General features: G+C 66.1%; 18 protein-coding genes. 9 read left to right on the forward strand and 9 right to left on the reverse strand.

Going from position 1 to position 17,857, the window contains the following annotated elements; all coding sequences use genetic code 11:
• Positions 1-37 precede the first annotated feature (37 nt).
• From FAS41_RS02740 to FAS41_RS02750, 3 genes are all read left to right on the forward strand, one after another.
• Entirely contained in the window at positions 38-1,288 is a 1,251-nt protein-coding gene (locus FAS41_RS02740) for an OprD family porin (protein ID WP_138520135.1), read from the forward strand.
• Between the two features lie 136 nt (positions 1,289-1,424).
• Complete coding sequence (locus FAS41_RS02745) at positions 1,425-2,108, forward strand: TetR family transcriptional regulator (RefSeq protein WP_138520136.1); 684 nt, start codon at positions 1,425-1,427, stop codon at positions 2,106-2,108.
• Complete coding sequence (locus tag FAS41_RS02750) at positions 2,105-3,754, forward strand: acyl-CoA dehydrogenase family protein (RefSeq protein WP_138520137.1); 1,650 nt, start codon at positions 2,105-2,107, stop codon at positions 3,752-3,754. The genes FAS41_RS02745 and FAS41_RS02750 overlap by 4 nt, the downstream gene beginning before the upstream one ends.
• Before the next feature lie 40 nt (positions 3,755-3,794).
• On the opposite strand, the gene FAS41_RS02755 is transcribed toward FAS41_RS02750, so the two are convergent.
• From FAS41_RS02755 to FAS41_RS02765, 3 genes are all read right to left on the reverse strand, one after another.
• On the reverse strand, positions 3,795-4,202 hold the full coding sequence (locus FAS41_RS02755; RefSeq protein WP_138520138.1) for a type II toxin-antitoxin system HicB family antitoxin: 408 nt from the start codon (positions 4,200-4,202) through the stop codon (positions 3,795-3,797).
• Between the two features lie 23 nt (positions 4,203-4,225).
• On the reverse strand, positions 4,226-4,408 hold the full coding sequence (locus tag FAS41_RS02760; protein WP_138520139.1) for a type II toxin-antitoxin system HicA family toxin: 183 nt from the start codon (positions 4,406-4,408) through the stop codon (positions 4,226-4,228).
• Positions 4,409-4,493: 85 nt separating this feature from the next.
• Complete coding sequence (locus tag FAS41_RS02765; RefSeq protein ID WP_171049422.1) at positions 4,494-4,967, reverse strand: BRO-N domain-containing protein; 474 nt, start codon at positions 4,965-4,967, stop codon at positions 4,494-4,496.
• A 545-nt stretch (positions 4,968-5,512) separates the two neighbouring features.
• Between FAS41_RS02765 and amn the strand changes: the two genes are divergently transcribed.
• The 3 genes from amn (at position 5,513) to FAS41_RS02780 (ending at position 8,536) form a co-directional block, all read left to right on the forward strand.
• Positions 5,513-6,997 (forward strand): AMP nucleosidase, encoded by a 1,485-nt coding sequence (gene amn / locus FAS41_RS02770; RefSeq protein ID WP_425467692.1) that lies wholly within the window; start codon positions 5,513-5,515, stop codon positions 6,995-6,997.
• A gap of 82 nt (positions 6,998-7,079) precedes the next feature.
• Complete coding sequence (deoC, locus tag FAS41_RS02775) at positions 7,080-7,856, forward strand: deoxyribose-phosphate aldolase (protein WP_138520142.1); 777 nt, start codon at positions 7,080-7,082, stop codon at positions 7,854-7,856.
• A 116-nt stretch (positions 7,857-7,972) separates the two neighbouring features.
• Positions 7,973-8,536, forward strand: coding sequence for a hypothetical protein (locus FAS41_RS02780; protein ID WP_138520143.1), 564 nt, complete (start codon positions 7,973-7,975; stop codon positions 8,534-8,536).
• 194 nt (positions 8,537-8,730) lie between these two features.
• Here the strand turns inward: FAS41_RS02780 and FAS41_RS02785 are convergent, their stop codons facing one another.
• The gene (locus tag FAS41_RS02785; RefSeq protein WP_138520144.1) at positions 8,731-9,783 is read right to left on the reverse strand and encodes an MBL fold metallo-hydrolase; all 1,053 of its coding nucleotides are present in this window, start codon (positions 9,781-9,783) and stop codon (positions 8,731-8,733) included.
• Between the two features lie 151 nt (positions 9,784-9,934).
• On the opposite strand from FAS41_RS02785, the gene FAS41_RS02790 reads away from it, so the two are divergent.
• On the forward strand, positions 9,935-10,501 hold the full coding sequence (locus FAS41_RS02790) for a pseudouridine synthase (RefSeq protein ID WP_138520324.1): 567 nt from the start codon (positions 9,935-9,937) through the stop codon (positions 10,499-10,501).
• Between the two features lie 21 nt (positions 10,502-10,522).
• Here the strand turns inward: FAS41_RS02790 and FAS41_RS02795 are convergent, their stop codons facing one another.
• Positions 10,523-10,726 carry a DUF2788 domain-containing protein gene (locus FAS41_RS02795; RefSeq protein ID WP_015475469.1) on the reverse strand — a complete coding sequence of 68 codons (204 nt, stop codon included), beginning with the start codon at positions 10,724-10,726 and terminating at the stop codon, positions 10,523-10,525.
• Between the two features lie 343 nt (positions 10,727-11,069).
• Entirely contained in the window at positions 11,070-11,549 is a 480-nt protein-coding gene (locus FAS41_RS02800; protein WP_138520145.1) for an Lrp/AsnC family transcriptional regulator, read from the reverse strand.
• Positions 11,550-11,987: 438 nt separating this feature from the next.
• On the opposite strand from FAS41_RS02800, the gene FAS41_RS31285 reads away from it, so the two are divergent.
• Positions 11,988-13,133: a DUF6515 family protein gene (locus tag FAS41_RS31285; RefSeq protein ID WP_280054795.1), complete on the forward strand. Its 1,146-nt coding sequence runs from the start codon at positions 11,988-11,990 to the stop codon at positions 13,131-13,133.
• Positions 13,134-13,139: 6 nt separating this feature from the next.
• On the opposite strand, the gene FAS41_RS02815 is transcribed toward FAS41_RS31285, so the two are convergent.
• The 3 genes from FAS41_RS02815 to FAS41_RS02825 are packed head-to-tail and all read right to left on the reverse strand — an operon-like array spanning position 13,140 to position 14,966.
• The gene (locus FAS41_RS02815; RefSeq protein WP_138520146.1) at positions 13,140-14,036 is read right to left on the reverse strand and encodes a cation diffusion facilitator family transporter; all 897 of its coding nucleotides are present in this window, start codon (positions 14,034-14,036) and stop codon (positions 13,140-13,142) included.
• A complete protein-coding gene (locus tag FAS41_RS02820; protein ID WP_138520147.1) occupies positions 14,036-14,548 on the reverse strand; it encodes a DinB family protein in 513 nt (170 codons plus the stop codon). The genes FAS41_RS02815 and FAS41_RS02820 overlap by 1 nt, the downstream gene beginning before the upstream one ends.
• Before the next feature lies 1 nt (position 14,549).
• Positions 14,550-14,966 carry a polyribonucleotide nucleotidyltransferase gene (locus FAS41_RS02825; protein WP_138520148.1) on the reverse strand — a complete coding sequence of 139 codons (417 nt, stop codon included), beginning with the start codon at positions 14,964-14,966 and terminating at the stop codon, positions 14,550-14,552.
• Between the two features lie 194 nt (positions 14,967-15,160).
• Here FAS41_RS02825 and hrpB point away from each other — a divergent pair, with 194 nt between their 5' ends.
• A complete protein-coding gene (gene hrpB, locus FAS41_RS02830; RefSeq protein WP_138520149.1) occupies positions 15,161-17,692 on the forward strand; it encodes an ATP-dependent helicase HrpB in 2,532 nt (843 codons plus the stop codon).
• The last annotated feature ends 165 nt before the right edge of the window (positions 17,693-17,857 follow it).

The following is a 17,857-nucleotide window of genomic DNA, read 5'->3' on the forward strand; positions in this document are numbered from 1 at the left end:
CGCCGCCTTCACCTCACCTGACGAAGAGACAACAACAATGAAAAATCTTCCCGTACGGGCGCTCGTGTCGAGCTTCGCCTGCCTGCCCCTGTTCGCCCACGCGGACTTCATCGCGGACAGCAAGGCCAACCTGGAACTGCGCAATTTCTACTTCAACCGCGACTACCGCCAGAGCGGTGCCGCGCAGTCGAAATCCGAGGAGTGGGCGCAGGGTTTCCTGCTGCGCTTCGAGTCGGGCTACACCGAGGGCACGGTGGGCGTGGGCGTCGATGCGCTCGGCCTGCTGGGGATCAAGCTGGACTCCAGCCCCGACCGCACCGGTTCCGGCCTGCTGCCGTACTCGGCCAGCGACAAGCGCGCCGCCGACGACTACAGCTCCCTTGGCTTGACCGCCAAGCTGCGCGCCTCGAAAAGCACATTGAAGGTCGGCACGTTGCTGCCGAAGTTGCCGGTAGTGCAGTACAACGACACCCGCCTGGCGCCGCAGACCTTCCAGGGCGGCCTCGCCGAGATCAACGAGATCGACGGCCTCACCGGGCAGCTCGGCCAGCTGCGCCAGGTGAAGCAACGCGATTCGACCAACGAGGAAGACCTGTCGATGACCCGTGGCAACAAGCGCAACATCGTGCTGGGCAGCCACACCAGCAGCGACCGCTTCAATCTCGCCGGCGGCACCTACCGCTGGACCGACAACCTCAGCACCAGCTACCACTACGGCGGCCTGGAGAACTTCTACCGCCAGCACTACCTGAGTGTGGTGCACACCCTGCCGATCACCGAGGGCCAATCGCTCAAGTCCGACATCCGCTGGGCGCGCTCCACTGACGATGGCGGCAGCAATGTCGACAACCGCGCGCTCAACGCGCTGTTCACCTACCGCATCGGTGGCAGCGGTTTCGGCGTCGGCTACCAGCGTATGTCCGGCGACACCGGTTTCGCCTACCTCAGCGGCACCGACCCGTACCTGACCAACTTCGTGCAGATCGGCGACTTCGCCAACAAGGACGAGCGCTCCTGGCAGGCGCGCTATGACTACGACTTTGCCGGCCTCGGCCTGCCCGGCCTGACCTTCATGACCCGTTACCTGCAGGGCGACCACATCGACCTGCTCAACGGCCAGGGACGCGGCAAGGAGTGGGAGCGCGACACCGACATCGGCTACGTGGTGCAGAACGGCCCGTTCAAGAACCTCGGTTTCAAGGTGCGCAACGGTGCCTTCCGCAGCGACTTTGGCAACGATATCGACGAGACGCGGGTGATCGTCAGCTACCAGATGCCGCTCTGGTAATCCCCTCTCTATTAACCTGCAGGGCGGGCAGTGGCGGTTTGGCCAGAATCGCTCTGCCCGTGGCGGGAATGTCCCTTTCCGCCAAAGTCTGAACCGTGATTCACTGCTTTTCATGCAGTGAATCAGGATTCAGATCATGGCTTACCGGCAAACCCCGGCCCGCCTGCAAAAGGACGGCGAACAGCGTGAGCGCATCCTCGCGCTGGCGCTGTCGCGGGTTGCCGATGGCGGCTTCACCGCGCTGACCATGCAGGGCCTGGCCGATGACGCCGGCATCGCCACCGGCAGCCTCTACCGGCATTTCAGCGGCAAGGGCGAACTGGCCGCCGAAGTCTTTGCCCGCGCCAGCCAGCATGAAGTCGATACCCTGGGCACTTTGCTGAAAGCTTCCGGCAGCGCATCCGAACGCCTGAGCCGAGGCCTGCACCAGTTCGCCGCCCGTGCCTGGGGTAGCCGCCAACTGGCCTTTGCGCTGATCGCCGAGCCGGTGGACCCGGAAGTGGACGAGCAGCGCCTGATCTACCGCGAAGCCTACGCCGCGCTGTTTGTCACCCTGCTGGAGCAGGGCATCGCCGCCGGCGAATTCCAGCCGCAGCCGGTGCAACTGACCGCCGCCTGCCTGGTCGGCGCCATCGCCGAGGCTCTGATCGGCCCGCTCTCGCCACCGGCTCGAGCCGCGCGCGATGCCGGGCAATCCAGGGTTTCCCTGGAGGACGTCAGTGACGCCCTCGTGACTTTCTGCCTGCGCGCCGTCGGGGCGCGCCCATCTGTTCTGCCAAAGCCTGCCTCGCCCACAACCGCCACGGAGGACCCGCCATGAGCCTGCACCAGTACGCCGAAACCCATGAAGTGACCAACCAGGTGCCGCCGCTGGACGGTGCCAACCTTTATCGCATCGACCTGCCGCTGCAGGAGTGGGTGCGTCGCTATGACGGCGGCTTCGCCGAGCAGAAGCTCGACGCTTACGGTGCGCTGGCCGGCGGGCCATTGATGGCGGCGGGTTTCCTGGCCAACGAGAACAAGCCGGTGTTCAAGTCGCACGACCGCTATGGTCACCGTGTCGACCTGATCGAATTCCACCCGACCTATCACGAGCTGATGCGTGCCTCCATCGAGGCCGGCATTCCCTCCATGCCCTGGACCGACCCGCGCGCCGGTGCCCAGGTTGCCCGCGCGGGCCTCAGCTACCTGCACAGCCAGGCCGAAGCCGGCACCGGCTGCCCGCTGACCATGACCTTCGCCAGCGTGCCGGCGATCCGCCTGCAAGCGGACGTCGCCGAGAAGTGGCTACCGAAGATCCTCTCCACCGAATACGACCCGCGCAACCTGCCCATCGAGCAGAAGGCCGGCGCCACCATCGGCATGGCCATGACCGAGAAGCAGGGCGGCACCGACGTCCGCGCCAACACCACCCGCGCCTATCCGGTGGGCATTCCCGGCCCGGGCCAGGCCTACGAACTGGTTGGCCACAAGTGGTTCTGCTCGGCGCCCATGTGCGATGCCTTCCTTACCCTGGCCTATACCGACAAGGGGCTGACCTGCTTCCTGCTGCCGCGTCACCGCCCGGACGGCAGCCGTAACGAGTTCTACATCCAGCGCCTGAAGAACAAGCTGGGCAACTGGTCCAACGCCTCCAGCGAGGTGGAGTACCGAGGCGCGCTGGCGTGGATGGTCGGTGAGGAAGGCCGTGGCGTGCCGACCATCATCGAGATGGTCGCCATGACCCGCTTCGATTGCATGATCGGTTCCAGCTCCCTGATGCGCCAGGCGTTGACCCAGGCCGCGCACCACTGCGCCTACCGCCAGGTCGGTGGCCGCCTGCTGGCCGAGCAGCCGCTGATGCAGAATGTGCTGGCCGACCTTGCCCTGGAAAGCGAAGCCGCGCTGGCGCTGACCATGCGCATGGGCCGTGCCCTGGACCATCTGCACGACGAGCAGGAGGACAAGTTCGCCCGCCTGGTCACCGCCGTGGGCAAATACTGGATCTGCAAACGCGCCCCCGCGATGATCAACGAAGCCGCCGAATGCCTGGGTGGCGCCGGCTACGTCGAGGACACCATCCTCCCGCGCCTGTACCGCGAAGCGCCGGTCAACTCCACCTGGGAAGGCTCGGGTAACGTGCAGTGCCTGGACGTGTTGCGCGCGCTGTCGAAGGAGCCCGGCGTGCTCGACGCGCTGTTCGCTGAACTCGGCGACGGCCACGGCGACGCGCGACTGGCCTCGTTCATCGGCAACCTCAAGGCCTCCTTCGCCGACACCCAGGACATCCAGTACCGCGCCCGCCAGCTCACCGAGAATGTCGCCGTAGCGCTGCAGGCCAAGCTGCTGCTCGAAGCGGGCAATTCGGTGGTCTCCGACGCCTTCATCGCCAGCCGCCTGGACGACGGCGGCCGTGTCTACGGCACCCTGCCGCGCGGGGTGGATGTGGAAGCGCTGGTAGCGCGCTCGACGCCGCATCTGGCGTGAGCCCGGGAGGGCGGGGAAGTCCTGCCCCGCCCGTTCACGGTCACGTGCCGCGGGTGAGCTTTTCCAGCGCTGCAGATGCCAGGAAGGAGGAGCGGCTCTTCACGCCGTGCAGGCGCACATGGTTGTCGATGCGCTGGATGATGTAGCCGGGCAGGGTGACGTTGACCTTCTCGGTCTTGCCCAGGTACGGGGTGACATCGATCTCCAGCAGACCCCAGCCCATTCCTTCGAAATCAGGATGGCTGCGGTGAGCCGCGACACTGGTCGGCAACGGGACGTCCTCGCCGGCTCCAGCAATTTCTTCGAGCATCAGGTGCGCAACTTCGACGGCCGCTGCATAGGCCTCTTCGTAGGTGTCTCCGGCAGTGACTGCCCCGGGAATATCCGGAATGTGGATGCCGATGGCCGTGTCGTCGTTGCCCCACTCGATGGCGATTGGGTATTGCATGTCAGCCTCCTGAGGGTGATGGATCAAATCAGGCCGGCTCGCTTCTTGATGCTGCGTACCGTGCCGATGGGGAGGTCCTTCTTCGGATGAGGAACGGGGACCGAGTGAAGGCAGCCGGGGTGGGTGAAGACATGATGGCTGCCGGTAATCCGTTGAAGCGTCCACCCTGCTGTTTCCAGTTCCTTGATCAGTTCCCTGCTCTGCACGGTCTCATCCTTTCCTGTTGATGATTTAAATACCTCCAGGGGTATATTTCAAGTCATGAAATAACCCTGGAGGTATGTTTCACATTCAGATACCCGTTCGAGAACGCAGCTCGCGCCACCAGCCGGCGCGTGAAGTTGTATCGGGTTTGGGTTGCAGCAACTGCGGCACGTCGCTGTAGCGCACCCAGAGTTGGTCGTTCCATTCCAGCAGGGCGATGTCGCGGCTTTCCCAGCGCAGCAGGGAGCGGCGCGGTTGCTGGACGGGGAGGGTGGGGCCGCGCAGGGCGGGGATGACTTCCTGAGTTATCCATTGGCGCAAGCTGCGGTTTTCCGGGTGTCGGTAGCGCGTCAGCAGAAAGAAGAAGCCGCCCTCGCTGACTATCCAAGCGTCTTCCTCGCTTGTCTGGGTCTGTAGGCGGACTTTCTGTCGCAGGTCGGTATCGAGACGGTGAGCGACATACTGTTCGGCGTCGTGGCCGATCAGGCCGCCAAGGTCGCGGGCGGCGAACCAAGGCTGGTCCTCAATTATCAGGGCCCGAAGCGGGCGTTGGTGTCGCATGAAAACTGAAGGAATGTGAACGTCAATGTTCATGAAAGGAACTCATCTGATTGGATCAAAAGTTCCTGCCTCCCTCCGCCGTCAATCGAAGGGTGGCAGACCGCGCGGGGTTGACGGACCGGCAATCAGACAAACCGGCAGATCCCATCCAGAGGAGGGTCTCCCTGCGCGACCTGCCATTGAACGTGACTGCAATAATGCAGACGGACAAGGCATACGAAGGTGTTCACCACCGTCATAGGCGTCGCAAGACGCAAGCGCGTCTAATTGATCAGGCCGTCAAACCCGACTGCGGGATTGACCGCAGCGCGGTCAATCTAGCCGCGACACCTCGATAAACAAGGCCCCTCCGGCAGCTTGAGATGCCCCGACACGCGATATACGAAAACGGAAGGTCGCCCGGTAATTCGGGCTGTCATCCGCACTCGCGGGCACGGATTCTGTCATAGGCTTTCTTCAACGCTTCCGCTCGTCCTGCCGGTTCCGAATCTGTCATCCCTTTCTGTGACGGAAGCAGGCAAGATGGAGCTGATCGTTCAGACAGGATGCCCACCATGAGTCATACGACTGGCGACGAGTTCTTCGTCGCGCAGACCGCCGAAGAGGCCGTCGATCAACTGGCCGTGCTCCACGAGCGCGCCACCGGCGCCCTGAACCAGGCGCTGAAGCGGTACCTGAAGGACCGTGAAGTTCCCGACGCGCAGCAGCGCGAGCAATTCCGCTACCCGCTGCTGCGGGTGACCTACCTGTGCCAGGGTGAAGTGCCGTCCACTACTCGCGCCTACGCCAAGGTCCAGGTGCCCGGCACCTACGCGGTGACCATCACCCAGCCCAAGGCCTTCCGCAAATACCTGCTGGAACAGCTGCGCCCGCTGATGGAGGACTTCACCGTGCGCGTGGAAGTCGGCGTCAGCCAGCAGAACATTCCTTACCCTTATGTGGTGGAAAGCGGCGACGAACTGGGTGGTTCCGGCGTAACGGCCGCCGAGCTGGCGCGGGTGTTCCCCAGTACCGATCTGTCGGCCACCTCCGATGGGGTGGCGGATGGCCTGTATGAATGGGAAGGCGCCGACCCGATGCCGCTGGCGCTGTTCGACGCCGCGCGCACCGACTTCTCCCTGCGCCGCATGGTGCATTACACCGGCAGCGACTGGCGCCATGTGCAGCCGTGGATCCTGCTGACCAACTACCACCGTTACGTCGATCAGTTCATTCACCTGGGCCTGGAGCGCCTGCGCGATGACCCGCGCTTCGTGCGCATGGTGTTGCCGGGCAATGTGATCATCGAGCGCGGCACCGACGCGGGCGAAGCCAACGCCATCGTCGCCAGCGTCGAATGGCACCGCTTCCAGATGCCGGCCTACCACCTGATCGCCGAGGATGGCGACGGCGTGACCCTGGTGAACATCGGCGTCGGCCCGTCCAATGCGAAGAACATCACCGACCACCTCGCCGTTCTGCGCCCGCACTGCTGGTTGATGGTCGGCCACTGTGGCGGCCTGCGGCAGTCGCAGACCATCGGCGATTACGTGCTGGCCCACGCCTACATGCGCCGCGACGGTATCCTCGACCGCGTGCTGCCGCCGCACATTCCGATCCCGGCACTGGCCGAGGTACAACTGGCGTTGCAGGAAGCGGCCGCGCTGGTGACCGGCGAGCGCGGCGATCAGCTCAAGCGTCGCCTGCGCACCGGCACCGTGCTCACCTACGACGACCGAAACTGGGAGCTGCACTGGGCCCAGGAGCGCCCGCTGATCAACCTGGCGCGGGCGATTGCGGTGGACATGGAAAGCGGCACCATCGCTGCCCAGGGCTACCGTCTGCGGGTGCCCTACGGCACGTTGCTGTGTGTCTCGGACAAGCCGTTACACAGCGAGATCAAGCTGCCCGGCGCGGCCACGGCGTTCTACCAGCGCGCAGTGAGCCAGCACCTGTCCATCGGCATCGCCGCCGTCGACCTGTTGCGTACCCAGCTCAACTCGCTGCACTCGCGCAAACTGCGCAGCTTCGACGAGCCGCCGTTCCGCTGATCTGCGACAGGGCGCGGAGTGCCTGCCGGGGCGATGGTGGTTGCCCCGGCTGCCTGAAGAAAGCCGAAGGAGAGTGTTGCCGATGACCGATCCTCGCAAGACCCCGGCGGGCCGTGTGCTCGCTCTGCTGGACCTGACCTCGCTGAATACCGGCGATGACCTGCAAAGCACCGTGGACCTCTGCCGCCGTGCACTGACGCCTTATGGCGAAGTGGCGGCGGTGTGCGTGTGGCCGAAGCTGGTACACGTCGCTCGGCGCACGCTCAACACCCTGGGCGGGCGCTCGGTGAAGGTTGTCAGCGTGTGCAACTTCCCCGCCGGCAATGCGCCGCTGGCGGATGTGGTGGAGGAGGTGCGCAAGACCCTCGCCGAAGGCGCTGATGAAATCGATCTGGTCTATCCCTGGCGCAAGCTCAAGGCGGGCGAGGCCACCGGTGCGGAGGAGCTGATTCGTACCTGCAAGACACTCTGTGGTCCCTACCATCGCCTGAAGGTCATCCTGGAAACCGGCGAGCTGGACGATGCGGAGCTGATCCGCACGGCTTGCCGCGAATCCATCGCCGGCGGCGCGGATTTCCTCAAGACCAGTACCGGCAAGGCGGCCACGCATGCCACGCCCGAAGCCGTGCGAGTGATGCTTGAAATCATCGAGGAAGAGGGCGGCAAGGTCGGGCTGAAGGTCTCCGGTGGGCTGCGCAGCCTGGCCGACGCACTGCAATACCGGACGCTGGTGGAGGAGCGTTTGGGTGCCGCGTGGATCACGCCGGAGCACCTGCGTTTCGGCGCCTCCGCACTGCTCGACGATCTACTGCGTGAGCTGAGCACCGAGGCCAAGCCCATCTCCACTCGCAGCTATTGAACCGAGCGCGTTGACGCCACCCGAGGCGAGCCTAGAATGCTCGCCTCCCGCGCCACGGGGAACCGTGGCGCGTCCCTCCGGTCGGACCTTCGCCGACCTTTTCCGCTGGTGATCCCATGCCGTTTCGCGCTCCTTCTCACCTCACCAACCCTCTGCGCCGTTTTGCCCGCCGACTGGTGGAAAACGGCACGCCCGAAGTTGCCGCGCCGCTCCCTCTGCCCGACAGCATTGCCGGCGAGCCCTGGTTCTCCGTGGGCAAGGCAGTGGCAGGGCTGGGCGGCGAACGGGTGGATGGCTGGTGCCTGGATGAGTGGCCCGGCCTGGCCTTGCGCGCCCGTTTCAGCGCCTGCTGGCGCGACGCTCAGGGCCGCCTGTGGAATGTGCTGCCGGGTGGCGAAGCCATCGCCTTCTTGCCCGACCCGAAACGTCGCTACGAAGGTGTGCCGCTGGCCGAGCAGTGGCACGCGCTGGAGCGTGACGAACTGCTGGAGGACTACCTCTGGCTCAGCCGCGAGCTGAGCAAACCGCAGCTGGACGACGAGCGCCGGGAAGTCCGTGAGTCCATGCGCCAGCGCCTGGAAAGCTGGCTGGAGCTGGGCGGTCGGGGTGATAAACCTTGCCCGTGCAACAGTGGCAAGCGTTATCGCAATTGCTGCAGCAAGCGCGTCCGCGAGCACTGACCCAAGGGGATTTTTCGTAGGGCGAATAACGCGCCAGCGTTATCCGCCGAGAAGGGCCGGCGGACAACCTGTTCCAGGTTATGCGCCTACCGATCTGACGTTTTCTATAGGAGCGAGCTTGCTCGCGAACCGCCCAGCACCCAAGCCGCCGGAAGGCACGTTCGCGAGCAAGAACGATGGCCTCCCCCTCGCTCCTACAGCGATGCGTCTGGCATAGGTGGGACGAGCCATTGTTCGCCCGGCTTCGGCGCGCGGAAACGCTCCGCGGCCACGCCTCGCTTCTGCAACGCCGCCGCCAGGTCGCTGACCGGCGTGAACTGCCCTTCGTCGCTCAGGCGGAAGGTGCCGAAGTGGATCGCCATGCTGCATTGTGAGTCGAGATGCTGGTGCGCTTGCACCGCATCGTCCGGGTTCATGTGGTGGTGGCGCATGAACCAGCGCGGTTCGTAGGCGCCGATGGGCAGGGCGGCGAAGCGCATGGGGCCGAAGCGCTCGTGCATCAGGCCGAACTCTTCGCCCAGCCCGGTATCGCCGGGGAACAGCAGCGGGCCATCCGGCGACTCCAGCACGAAGCCCATCCACAGCGTGCGGTTGGTGTCGCGCCGCGAGCGCGCCGACCAGTGCTGCGCCGGCACGCCGGTGAGCAGCATGCCCTCGGGCATCGGCAGGCTCTGCCACCAGTCCAGCTCGGCGATATCAGTGAAGCCGCAGGCGCGGATCAGCTCGCCATTGCCCAGGCCGGTCACCACCTTCGCGGACGGGAAGCGCCGGGCCAGCTCGCGCAGGCTGTGGATATCCAGGTGGTCGTAGTGGTTGTGGCTGACCAGGATCAGGTTGATCGGTGGCAGCTCGTCCAGCGCCAGGCCCGGCGGGTGCACGCGCTTGGGACCGACGAAGCTGAACGGGCTGGTGCGTTCGCACCAGAGCGGGTCGGTGAGGATATTCAGGCCGCGGTGCTGGATCAGCAGGGTGGCGTGGTTGATGTAGGTGACGCGCAGTTCGTCACCCTCGACGCGGGCTGGTGTCTCCGGGCGGGCATCCGGGCCGGGTTGGGCAATCCACTCTTGCTGGCGGCCGCGTTCACGCTGCCACTTGAGAAAGGCGCGCAGGCCGTTGTGCGGTTGGCGGTCGAGGTTGTGGAAGCGGCTACCGTCGAAATGTTCGGATTGCGGGCCGCGATAGCGGGCGCCGAGGCGACCGCTGAGGTTCTGCAAGGTGATCAGCCAGGTGGGGTGGCTCATGGGCATGCTCGTGCGTGCTCTTGCGATGAGGACTCGGCACAACCTAGCATGCCGGGCATTCGCCGTACCCCCAACCTCGGTTACCAGTCTTTTCGCCATGTCTCGTCCTCCGCGTCCCGCCAATCGTCGTCCCGCCAGCCGTCTCGCGCCTCGCCGTGTGGCCAAGGCGCCGCCGGCGCAACCGAAGCTGATCCTGCTGAACAAGCCGTTCGACGTGCTGACGCAATTCAACGACAGCGAGGGCCGCGCGACGTTGAAGGATTTCGTCGATGTGCCGGGCATCTATCCGGCGGGCCGCCTGGACCGCGACAGCGAAGGCTTGCTCCTGCTGACCAATGACGGTCGCTTGCAGGCGCGCATTGCCGACCCGAAGCACAAGCTGCCGAAGACCTATTGGGTGCAGGTGGAAGGCGAGCCGAGCGAAGAACAGCTCGATCAGCTGCGCAAGGGCGTGCAGCTCAATGATGGCCCGACCCTGCCGGCGGAGGCCCGGCGGCTGGAGGAGCCGCGGCTGTGGGAGCGCGACCCGCCGGTGCGTTTTCGCAAGTCGGTCCCGACGGCCTGGCTGGAGCTGGTGATCCGCGAAGGGCGCAACCGGCAGGTGCGGCGGATGACGGCGGCAGTCGGCCTGCCCACGCTGCGCCTGGTGCGCGTGCGCATCGGGCCGTGGCAGCTGGATGGGCTGCAGCCGGGGCAGTGGCGGGAAGTCAGCCCCGAGCTCTGAAACTCGGGGCGGGGGTGCGGGTCAGAAGCCGCCTTCGAGCCCGGCGACGACCACGGACTTGATCAGGAAGCCGAGCACGCCCAGGCCCAGAGCAAAGAACAGAACCATGGTGCCCATGCGGCCGGCCTTGGACTTCTTGGCGAGGTCCCAGACGATGAAGGCCATGAACAGGATCAGGCCGGTCACCAGGCCATACATCATCCAGTCTTCGAAACTTTCGTTCATTACAGCTCCTGCCCGGTACGGAGGTTATCCGAGGGACGCCGGGGCGCGGTGGTGGTGAAGAAGGCGCGCATTATACGCATGCGGCGCTTTGTCGTTCAGAGCCGTTCATAAATTGAACAGTTCCTCCTGCGCGGCGGGCGCAATGCCGCAAAAGTTCGCGCCGCGGCACGGCTGGCGGGGAAATCTGCGGTATCGATTTCGTTCGGCGGGAGGCAGGGTGCGCCGCTGTGTCGCAGGGGCGCAGGTTGTAGGAGCGAGCTTGCTCGCGAACCGCACCGGCGTGCCAGGAGGCCACGTTCGCGAGCAAGGGCTAGGCGCCCCCCTCGGTCCTGCAGAAAGCCGATCAGGCCCGCAGGTGATCCAGCGGCAACTCGGTGCTCGCCAGCACATTGCGCAGCACGAAGCTCGAGCGCACGCTGGTGACCCCTTCGATACGGGTCACGGTGCCGAGCAGGAAGTGCTGGTAGTGCTCCATGTCCGGCACCATGACCTTGAGCTGGTAGTCTGCGTCCATCCCGGTCACCAGGCTGCATTCCAGTACCTCGGGGCACTTGCCGATGATCTGCTGGAAGTGCTCGAAACGCTCCGGCGTATGACGGTCCATGCCGATCAGCACGAAGGCGGTGAGGCTCAGGCCGAGCTTCTTGCTGTCGAGCAGGGCGACCTGGCGGACGATGTAGCCGTCGTCCTCGAGCTGCTTCACCCGCCGCGAGCAGGGCGAGGGCGACAGGCCGATGCGTTCGGCCAGCTCCTGGTTGGAGATGCGTGCGTCGCGTTGCAGTTCGGCAAGAATGCGCAGGTCGTAGCGGTCCAGCTTGTCCATGAAAGCCTCGTTATTCTATTGAATTGCGCTTGTGGCGTAATTTTTAGGTATTTGTTGCTCAGGTGGTGCCTGTATGAGCAATCTTAGCAATCATTTCCTTGCCTTGTCGCTTTACTATTTCTCCCAGATTCACAGCCCGGACATCACGTCCCCTGCGATCCGCCCAATCAGGCGCTTCGCGGCCCGCCGACCCCACAGGATCGCGCCGGCCACCGGGCTACGCACTGCCCAGAAGGTGGAGCGAGGTGAGCCGGCGCCAACAGCGACGAGCAGGACGAGATTCCGGAAGGGAGGCTGACGAGTCTCCCTTTTTTCTTGCCCGCGATTTACCCCCCATCTTTACCCTGACTTTACCCAGCACCCTGCAATGGCGGCTTCGCGCCGTGGTCTATGGCAATGTCACATCACGGTTTCGGCCATTGCCGAAGTGAGGAATCCATGAAGTCGGGTCTCGGGCGGTTCGCCTCGTTCGCTGTGCTTTCTCTGGCCGTCGCGGCCCAGGCGCTGGCAGCCGACGGTCCCGATATGCAGGGCCGTCCGGCGGCAGGCGGCGGGCCGTCCCAGGGGCGTCCGCAGGGCAGCAATGGAGGCCAGGAGCATGGTCGTCCACAGGGCAACAATGGCGGCCAGTGGCAGGGCCGTCCTCAGGGCGGCAATGGAGGCCAGGAGCACGGTCGTCCGCAGGGCAACAACGGTGGCCAGTGGCAGGGGCGCCCGCAGGGCAATAATGGTGGCCAGGACCACGGCCGTCCGCAGGGCAATACCGGCGGCCAGTGGCAGGGGCGTCCGCCGGGCAACAGTGGGGGCCAGGACCATGGCCGTCCACAGGGCAACAATGGCGGCCAGTGGCAGGGCCATCCGCCGGGCAACAGTGGTGGCCAGGACCACGATCGTCCGCCGGGCAATAACGGCGGCCAATGGCAGGGTCGTCCGCCAGGCAACAACGGTGGGCAATGGCAAGGCCGCCCGCCGAGCAACGACCACGGCAGCACCGGCTGGCAGGGCGGCAATCGCCCGCCATCGGCCGGCTGGCAGGGTCGTCCGCCGCCCTCCCACGGCAACTGGGGCCCGCATCCGTCCTACTGGCGGCCGGGCTATGTGGTCAATTCCATGCCGAGCGGCCATTACCGCGTGCCTTATCGCGGCAGCGACTACTACTTCAACGATGGCTACTGGTACCGCCCTTACGGCTCACGCTATGTAGTGGTGACGCCACCTTATGGCGTGCGCGTACGCTATCTGCCGTCCTACGCCGAGCAGGTGTGGATCGGCAGCATCGGCTACTTCCTGGCCGCCGGTACCTACTACCTGTGGCAGGCCAGCTCGCAGGACTACGAAGTGGTGGAGCCGCCGCAGCAGGTGGCCAGCGTGGCGCAGTCGGCTTATGACGTGATCGCCTACCCGATGTACAACCAAGGCCCGGACCAGCAGGCCCGCGACCGCTACGAATGCCACCGCTGGGCCGCCGATCAGAGTGGCTTCGACCCGGCCCTGGCGAGCTATGCGCCCCCGGCCTACGTTGCCGACAACTACCGCCGCGCGCTGGGCGCCTGCCTGAGCGGACGCGGCTACAGCGTCAACTGATGCCCTCTAGCTGATGGTTTCCTTGCCTACCACTTCCTGCGGGTCGGCGTGCACCAGCACCTCGGCCCGCGGAAACTCCTTGTGGATCGCCAGCACCGCCTCGTCGCACAGATGATGCGCTTTCGACAGTGACAGCTCGCCGGGCAGCTCCAGGTGCAACTGGACGAACCAGTGCGTGCCGGAAATCCGCGTGCGCAAGTCATGGGCGCCGAGCACGCCGGGCACTTCGCGCACCAGTTCGAGCATGCGCGTGCTGACGTCCGGCGGCAGCTCCTCGTCCATCAGCACCGCGACCGATTCGCGGGCGATCTGGAAGGAGCTCCAGAGGATGTAGAACGCGATGCCCAGGCCGAAGATGGCGTCCATCTGCTGCCAGCCGAACTGCGCGAGGAGCAACGCCACCAGGATGCTGCTGTTGAGCAGCAGATCCGAGCGGTAGTGCAGGGAGTCGGCGCGGATGGCGTTGGAGCCGGTGATCTTCACCACGTAGCCCTGCACCATCAGCAGGCCAGCGGTGAGCACCAGCGACAGGACCATCACCGCAATGCCCCAGCCGACGGCTTCCACCGGTTCGGGGTGCTGCAGGCGGTCGATGGCCTGGGCGCCGACCAGTACGGCACTGACCGCGATGAACAGCGCCTGCGCCAGCCCCGACAGCGATTCCGCCTTGCCGTGGCCATAGCGGTGGTCGTCGTCCGCCGGGCGAATGGCGTAGTGCACCGCCAGCAGGTTGAGGAAGGACGCGGCGCCGTCGAGCAGCGAGTCGGTGAGGCCGGCGAGCAGACTGACCGACCCGCTGAGCCACCAGGCGATGGCCTTGGCGACGATCAGGGTGGTGGCGACGCCGAGCGACGCAAAGGTCGCCAGCCGCATCAGGTGGGCGTGGCTGGCGTGCTTGAGCATCAGGTGTCCAGGCGGTTGGGCAGGAAGTAGATGTAGTCCAGCAGCGGCGCCTTCTGGCCCAGCGTGGTGAGCGCAGCGCTCATCTGGCCGCGGTGGTGGGTGCCGTGGTTGACCAGGTGCTGGACGATGTTCGCCAGGCTCTGGCGGTGTTCCTGCCCGGCCATGTTGCGATAGTCCAGCTGGGTACCGAGGGTGGCGTCGCTCTGCTTGCTCAGCCACAGGCGCCAGGCACCGACGCCGTCATTGAGGAAATCGGCGAGACCGGCCCGATCAGGCGCGGCCTCGGCGTCGAGCCGTTCGAACTGCCAGGGCTCTCGCTGCACGCGGGCGAACCAGATGCGATCGACCACCGCGAGGTGGTTGAGGGTGCCGTGCAGGCTGCCGAAGAACAGCCCGCGCGGTGCGCGGTAGGCCTCTTCATCCAGGGGCGCGACGGCCTCCAGGATGCGTTCGTAGGCCCACTGGTGGTACGCCAGGAGTTGTTGCAGGTGTGAAGCGAGAGCGCCGTGCATATCAGGCCTCCGGGCGCAGGCCCAGGCTGGCGAGTTGTTGGAGGCTGCCGCTGCGCTGGAGCAGACGCGGGTCGTCCAGGGGCAGGCTGCGGCCGGTTTCACGCTCGAGGATCGCCTTGAGTTTAGCCTTGTCCACGGTGCCGTCTTCACTCACGGCATCCTTGAGCTTCTCCGGGGCGACCGAGTACTTCTCATCGGGCAGGTAGATCGCGCCGGTGGCGAAGTCTACGCCGAAGGCGATCAGGCCCGGGATGACGTAGAACAACAGGCCGACGGCATCCAGGGCGGCGACAGCCGGGTCGATGCGGCCGTCGATCTGGCCGCGACGATCAGGGTAGAACAGGGTGCCGCAGGCCGTCAGCTGGCTGAACAGGGCGGCGCTCAGAACTGCACAGGAGACTCGGGTGGCAAGACGCATGAAAAAACCTCCGGGAGGATGATGCGGACAACTATAACAACGAGTCCTGAACGGCTGCTGGCAGTTTCGCACTAGCCGGCGTTCTCGTTGCTTCTATTGACTGCCGAGTTGGCGCCGCGGTTCGCCCGCTATAATCGCCGCCCCCCGCGTATTCCGGGTTACCGCCTTATGAAATTCGAGTTCCAGGAGCCGGCATGAACGCCCTTCCCATCGACAGCGTCCTACCCGCCCTGCGCCAGGCCCTGGCCGCGCGCCACGAAGTGGTGCTGGAAGCGCCTCCCGGTGCCGGCAAGACCACCCGCGTGCCGCTGGCGCTGCTGGGCGAGGCGTGGCTGGACGGACAGTCGATCCTGATGCTGGAACCGCGCCGCCTGGCTGCCCGCGCCGCCGCCGAAAGACTGGCCACGGAACTGGGTGAAAAGGTCGGCGAGACCGTCGGCTACCGCATTCGCCTGGACAGCAGGGTGGGATCGAAGACGCGCATCGAGGTGGTCACTGAAGGCATCCTCGCCCGCCGCCTGCAGGACGACCCGGCGCTGGAGGGCGTGGGGCTGGTGATCTTCGATGAGTTCCACGAGCGCTCGCTGGATGCCGACCTCGCGCTGGCGCTGACCCTCAACGGTCGCGCGCTGCTACGCGACGAGCCGCCACTCAAGGTGCTGGTGATGTCGGCCACGCTGGAAGGCGAGCGCCTGTCCGTGCTGCTCGACGACGCGCAGGTGGTGCGCAGCGAAGGCCGCATGTTCCCGGTGGACATCCGCTGGGGGCGCCCGTGGCAGGCCGGCGAGTTCATCGAGCCGCGTGTGGTGCAGACAGTGCAACAGGCGCTGGCGGATGAGCCCGGCAGCCTGCTGGTGTTCCTCCCCGGCCAGGCGGAGATTCGCCGCGTCGCCGAACAGCTGGGCGAGGTACTGGCCGGTCGTCCCGAAGTCCTCATCTGCCCGCTGCACGGCGAACTCGACCTCGACGCCCAGCGCGCCGCCATCGAGCCCGCACCGATGGGCAAGCGCAAGGTGGTGCTGGCGACCAACATTGCCGAGACCAGCCTGACCATCGACGGCGTGCGCGTTGTCGTGGATGCCGGGCTGGCGCGGGTGCCACGCTTCGATCCGGGCAGTGGCATGACCCGACTGGACACCCAGCGTATCTCCCGTGCCTCCGCCACCCAGCGCGCCGGCCGTGCCGGGCGCCTGGAACCGGGCGCCTGCTATCGCCTGTGGTCCGAGGCACAGCACGATCAACTGCCGGCTTACGGCACGGCGGAAATCCTCCAGGCCGACCTGGCTGGCCTGGCCCTGCAACTGGCGCGCTGGGGCGTCGCTCCGCAGGAACTGGCCTGGCTCGACCTGCCGCCCGCCGCCGCTTATGCCCAGGCCCAGGATCTGCTGGAGCGCCTTGGTGCGCTCGCTTCCCGTGTCGGTGGCGGCAGCCTCACGCCCCACGGCCAGGCCATGGCCGAAGTACCGGCGCACCCGCGTATCGCCCATCTGCTGCTGCGCGGCCATGCGCTGGGGCTGGGGCAGTTGGCCTGTGATCTGGCGGCTTTGCTCGGTGAGCGTGACATCCTGCGCGGCAACGATGCCGACCTGCATCATCGCATCGCTTTACTGGCCGGCGAGCAGAGCGGCCCGCGCGCCAGCCGTGGCGCGGTGCAACGTGTTCGCCAGCTGGCGCGGCAGTTCAAGGGCTACTTGCGCGGCCCGGCCCGCGAGCCGGTGGCCGACCCCGATCATCCGCGCTGGCTGGGCGGCCTGCTGGCCTTCGCCTACCCGGACCGCATCGCCCGGCAGCGTCGCGCTGGCGGTGGCGAGTACCGCCTGGCCAACGGCCGCGCCGCGCTGTTCGGCGAGCCGGACGCGCTGATGAAAGAAGCCTGGCTGGTGATCGCCGACCTCGGCAGCCGCCAGGGCCAGCGCGAGGAGCGCATCTACCTGGCAGCGGCGCTGGAGCCGGCACTGTTCGAGACCATCCTCGCCGAACAGGTCAGCGTCCACGATGAGCTGGAGTGGGACGAGCGCGAAGGCGTGCTGCGCGCCGAGCGTCAGCGCAAGGTCGGCGAGCTGGTGCTGTCCACCGAGGCGCTGCCCAACCTCGACGCCGAGGCCCGCAGCCGTGCGCTGCTTGGGCTGGTGCGGCGCAAGGGACTGGAGCTGCTGCCGTGGACGCCGGAGCTGCGCCAGTGGCAGGCACGCATTGCCTTGCTGCGCCGGCTCGATCTGGACGGCAAGGGCGAGAGCGAGTGGCCGGACGTCAGCGACGCCGCGCTGCTGGCTTCGCTGGAAGACTGGCTGCTGCCCTACCTTGGCAAGGTTTCGCGGCTATCGCACTTCGCCAACCTGGAGCTGAGCGGGATTCTTCATGCGCTGCTGCCCTGGCCGCTGCCGCCAAGGCTGGACGAGTTGGCGCCGCGCACGCTGCAGGTGCCGTCTGGCTCGAATATCCGTCTGGACTACAGCGAGTTTCCGCCGGTGCTCGCCGTTCGCCTGCAGGAGCTGTTCGGCCTGGCCGATACGCCGCGCATCGCGGGTGGCCGGGTGGCGGTCAAGTTGCACCTGCTATCCCCGGCGCAGCGTCCGGTGCAGGTCACCCAGGACCTGGCCAACTTCTGGCGTAGCACCTATGCGGAAGTGAAGAAGGATCTGAAGGGCCGATACCCCAAGCACTATTGGCCGGACGATCCCTTGATCGCCGAGCCAACGGCACGGGCGAAGCCGCGCAAGGGATAGCTCGGGCGTGGAGCGTTCGCTCCGTAGGATGGCGTGGAGCGAAGCGATACCCATCGCTCGTGGGCGCGGCATTCCAGTCCCGTAGCGTAGAGTGCATTACGCGCCAGCGTTATCCGCTGCTTGATGGCCGGCGGATAACCTGCTCCAGGTTATGCGCCCTGCGGT

Source organism: Pseudomonas nicosulfuronedens (assembly GCF_005877905.1).
In the GTDB taxonomy this organism is placed as follows: domain Bacteria; phylum Pseudomonadota; class Gammaproteobacteria; order Pseudomonadales; family Pseudomonadaceae; genus Pseudomonas; species Pseudomonas nicosulfuronedens.

Excerpts from the sequence above, each read along its gene's own strand:
- deoC (WP_138520142.1), top strand. The coding sequence starts at position 7,080 with ATGACCGATCCTCGCAAGACCCCGGCGGGCCGTGTGCTCGCTCTGCTG.
- FAS41_RS02755 (WP_138520138.1), bottom strand. The coding sequence starts at position 4,202 with ATGCAATACCCAATCGCCATCGAGTGGGGCAACGACGACACGGCCATC.
- FAS41_RS02740 (WP_138520135.1), top strand. The coding sequence starts at position 38 with ATGAAAAATCTTCCCGTACGGGCGCTCGTGTCGAGCTTCGCCTGCCTG.
- FAS41_RS02745 (WP_138520136.1), top strand. The coding sequence starts at position 1,425 with ATGGCTTACCGGCAAACCCCGGCCCGCCTGCAAAAGGACGGCGAACAG.
- FAS41_RS02800 (WP_138520145.1), bottom strand. The coding sequence starts at position 11,549 with ATGGACAAGCTGGACCGCTACGACCTGCGCATTCTTGCCGAACTGCAA.
- FAS41_RS02780 (WP_138520143.1), top strand. The coding sequence starts at position 7,973 with ATGCCGTTTCGCGCTCCTTCTCACCTCACCAACCCTCTGCGCCGTTTT.
- FAS41_RS02795 (WP_015475469.1), bottom strand. The coding sequence starts at position 10,726 with ATGAACGAAAGTTTCGAAGACTGGATGATGTATGGCCTGGTGACCGGC.
- FAS41_RS02750 (WP_138520137.1), top strand. The coding sequence starts at position 2,105 with ATGAGCCTGCACCAGTACGCCGAAACCCATGAAGTGACCAACCAGGTG.
- FAS41_RS02815 (WP_138520146.1), bottom strand. The coding sequence starts at position 14,036 with ATGCTCAAGCACGCCAGCCACGCCCACCTGATGCGGCTGGCGACCTTT.
- hrpB (WP_138520149.1), top strand. The coding sequence starts at position 15,161 with ATGAACGCCCTTCCCATCGACAGCGTCCTACCCGCCCTGCGCCAGGCC.
- FAS41_RS02820 (WP_138520147.1), bottom strand. The coding sequence starts at position 14,548 with ATGCACGGCGCTCTCGCTTCACACCTGCAACAACTCCTGGCGTACCAC.
- FAS41_RS31285 (WP_280054795.1), top strand. The coding sequence starts at position 11,988 with ATGAAGTCGGGTCTCGGGCGGTTCGCCTCGTTCGCTGTGCTTTCTCTG.
- amn (WP_425467692.1), top strand. The coding sequence starts at position 5,513 with ATGCCCACCATGAGTCATACGACTGGCGACGAGTTCTTCGTCGCGCAG.
- FAS41_RS02765 (WP_171049422.1), bottom strand. The coding sequence starts at position 4,967 with ATGCGACACCAACGCCCGCTTCGGGCCCTGATAATTGAGGACCAGCCT.
- FAS41_RS02785 (WP_138520144.1), bottom strand. The coding sequence starts at position 9,783 with ATGCCCATGAGCCACCCCACCTGGCTGATCACCTTGCAGAACCTCAGC.
- FAS41_RS02825 (WP_138520148.1), bottom strand. The coding sequence starts at position 14,966 with ATGCGTCTTGCCACCCGAGTCTCCTGTGCAGTTCTGAGCGCCGCCCTG.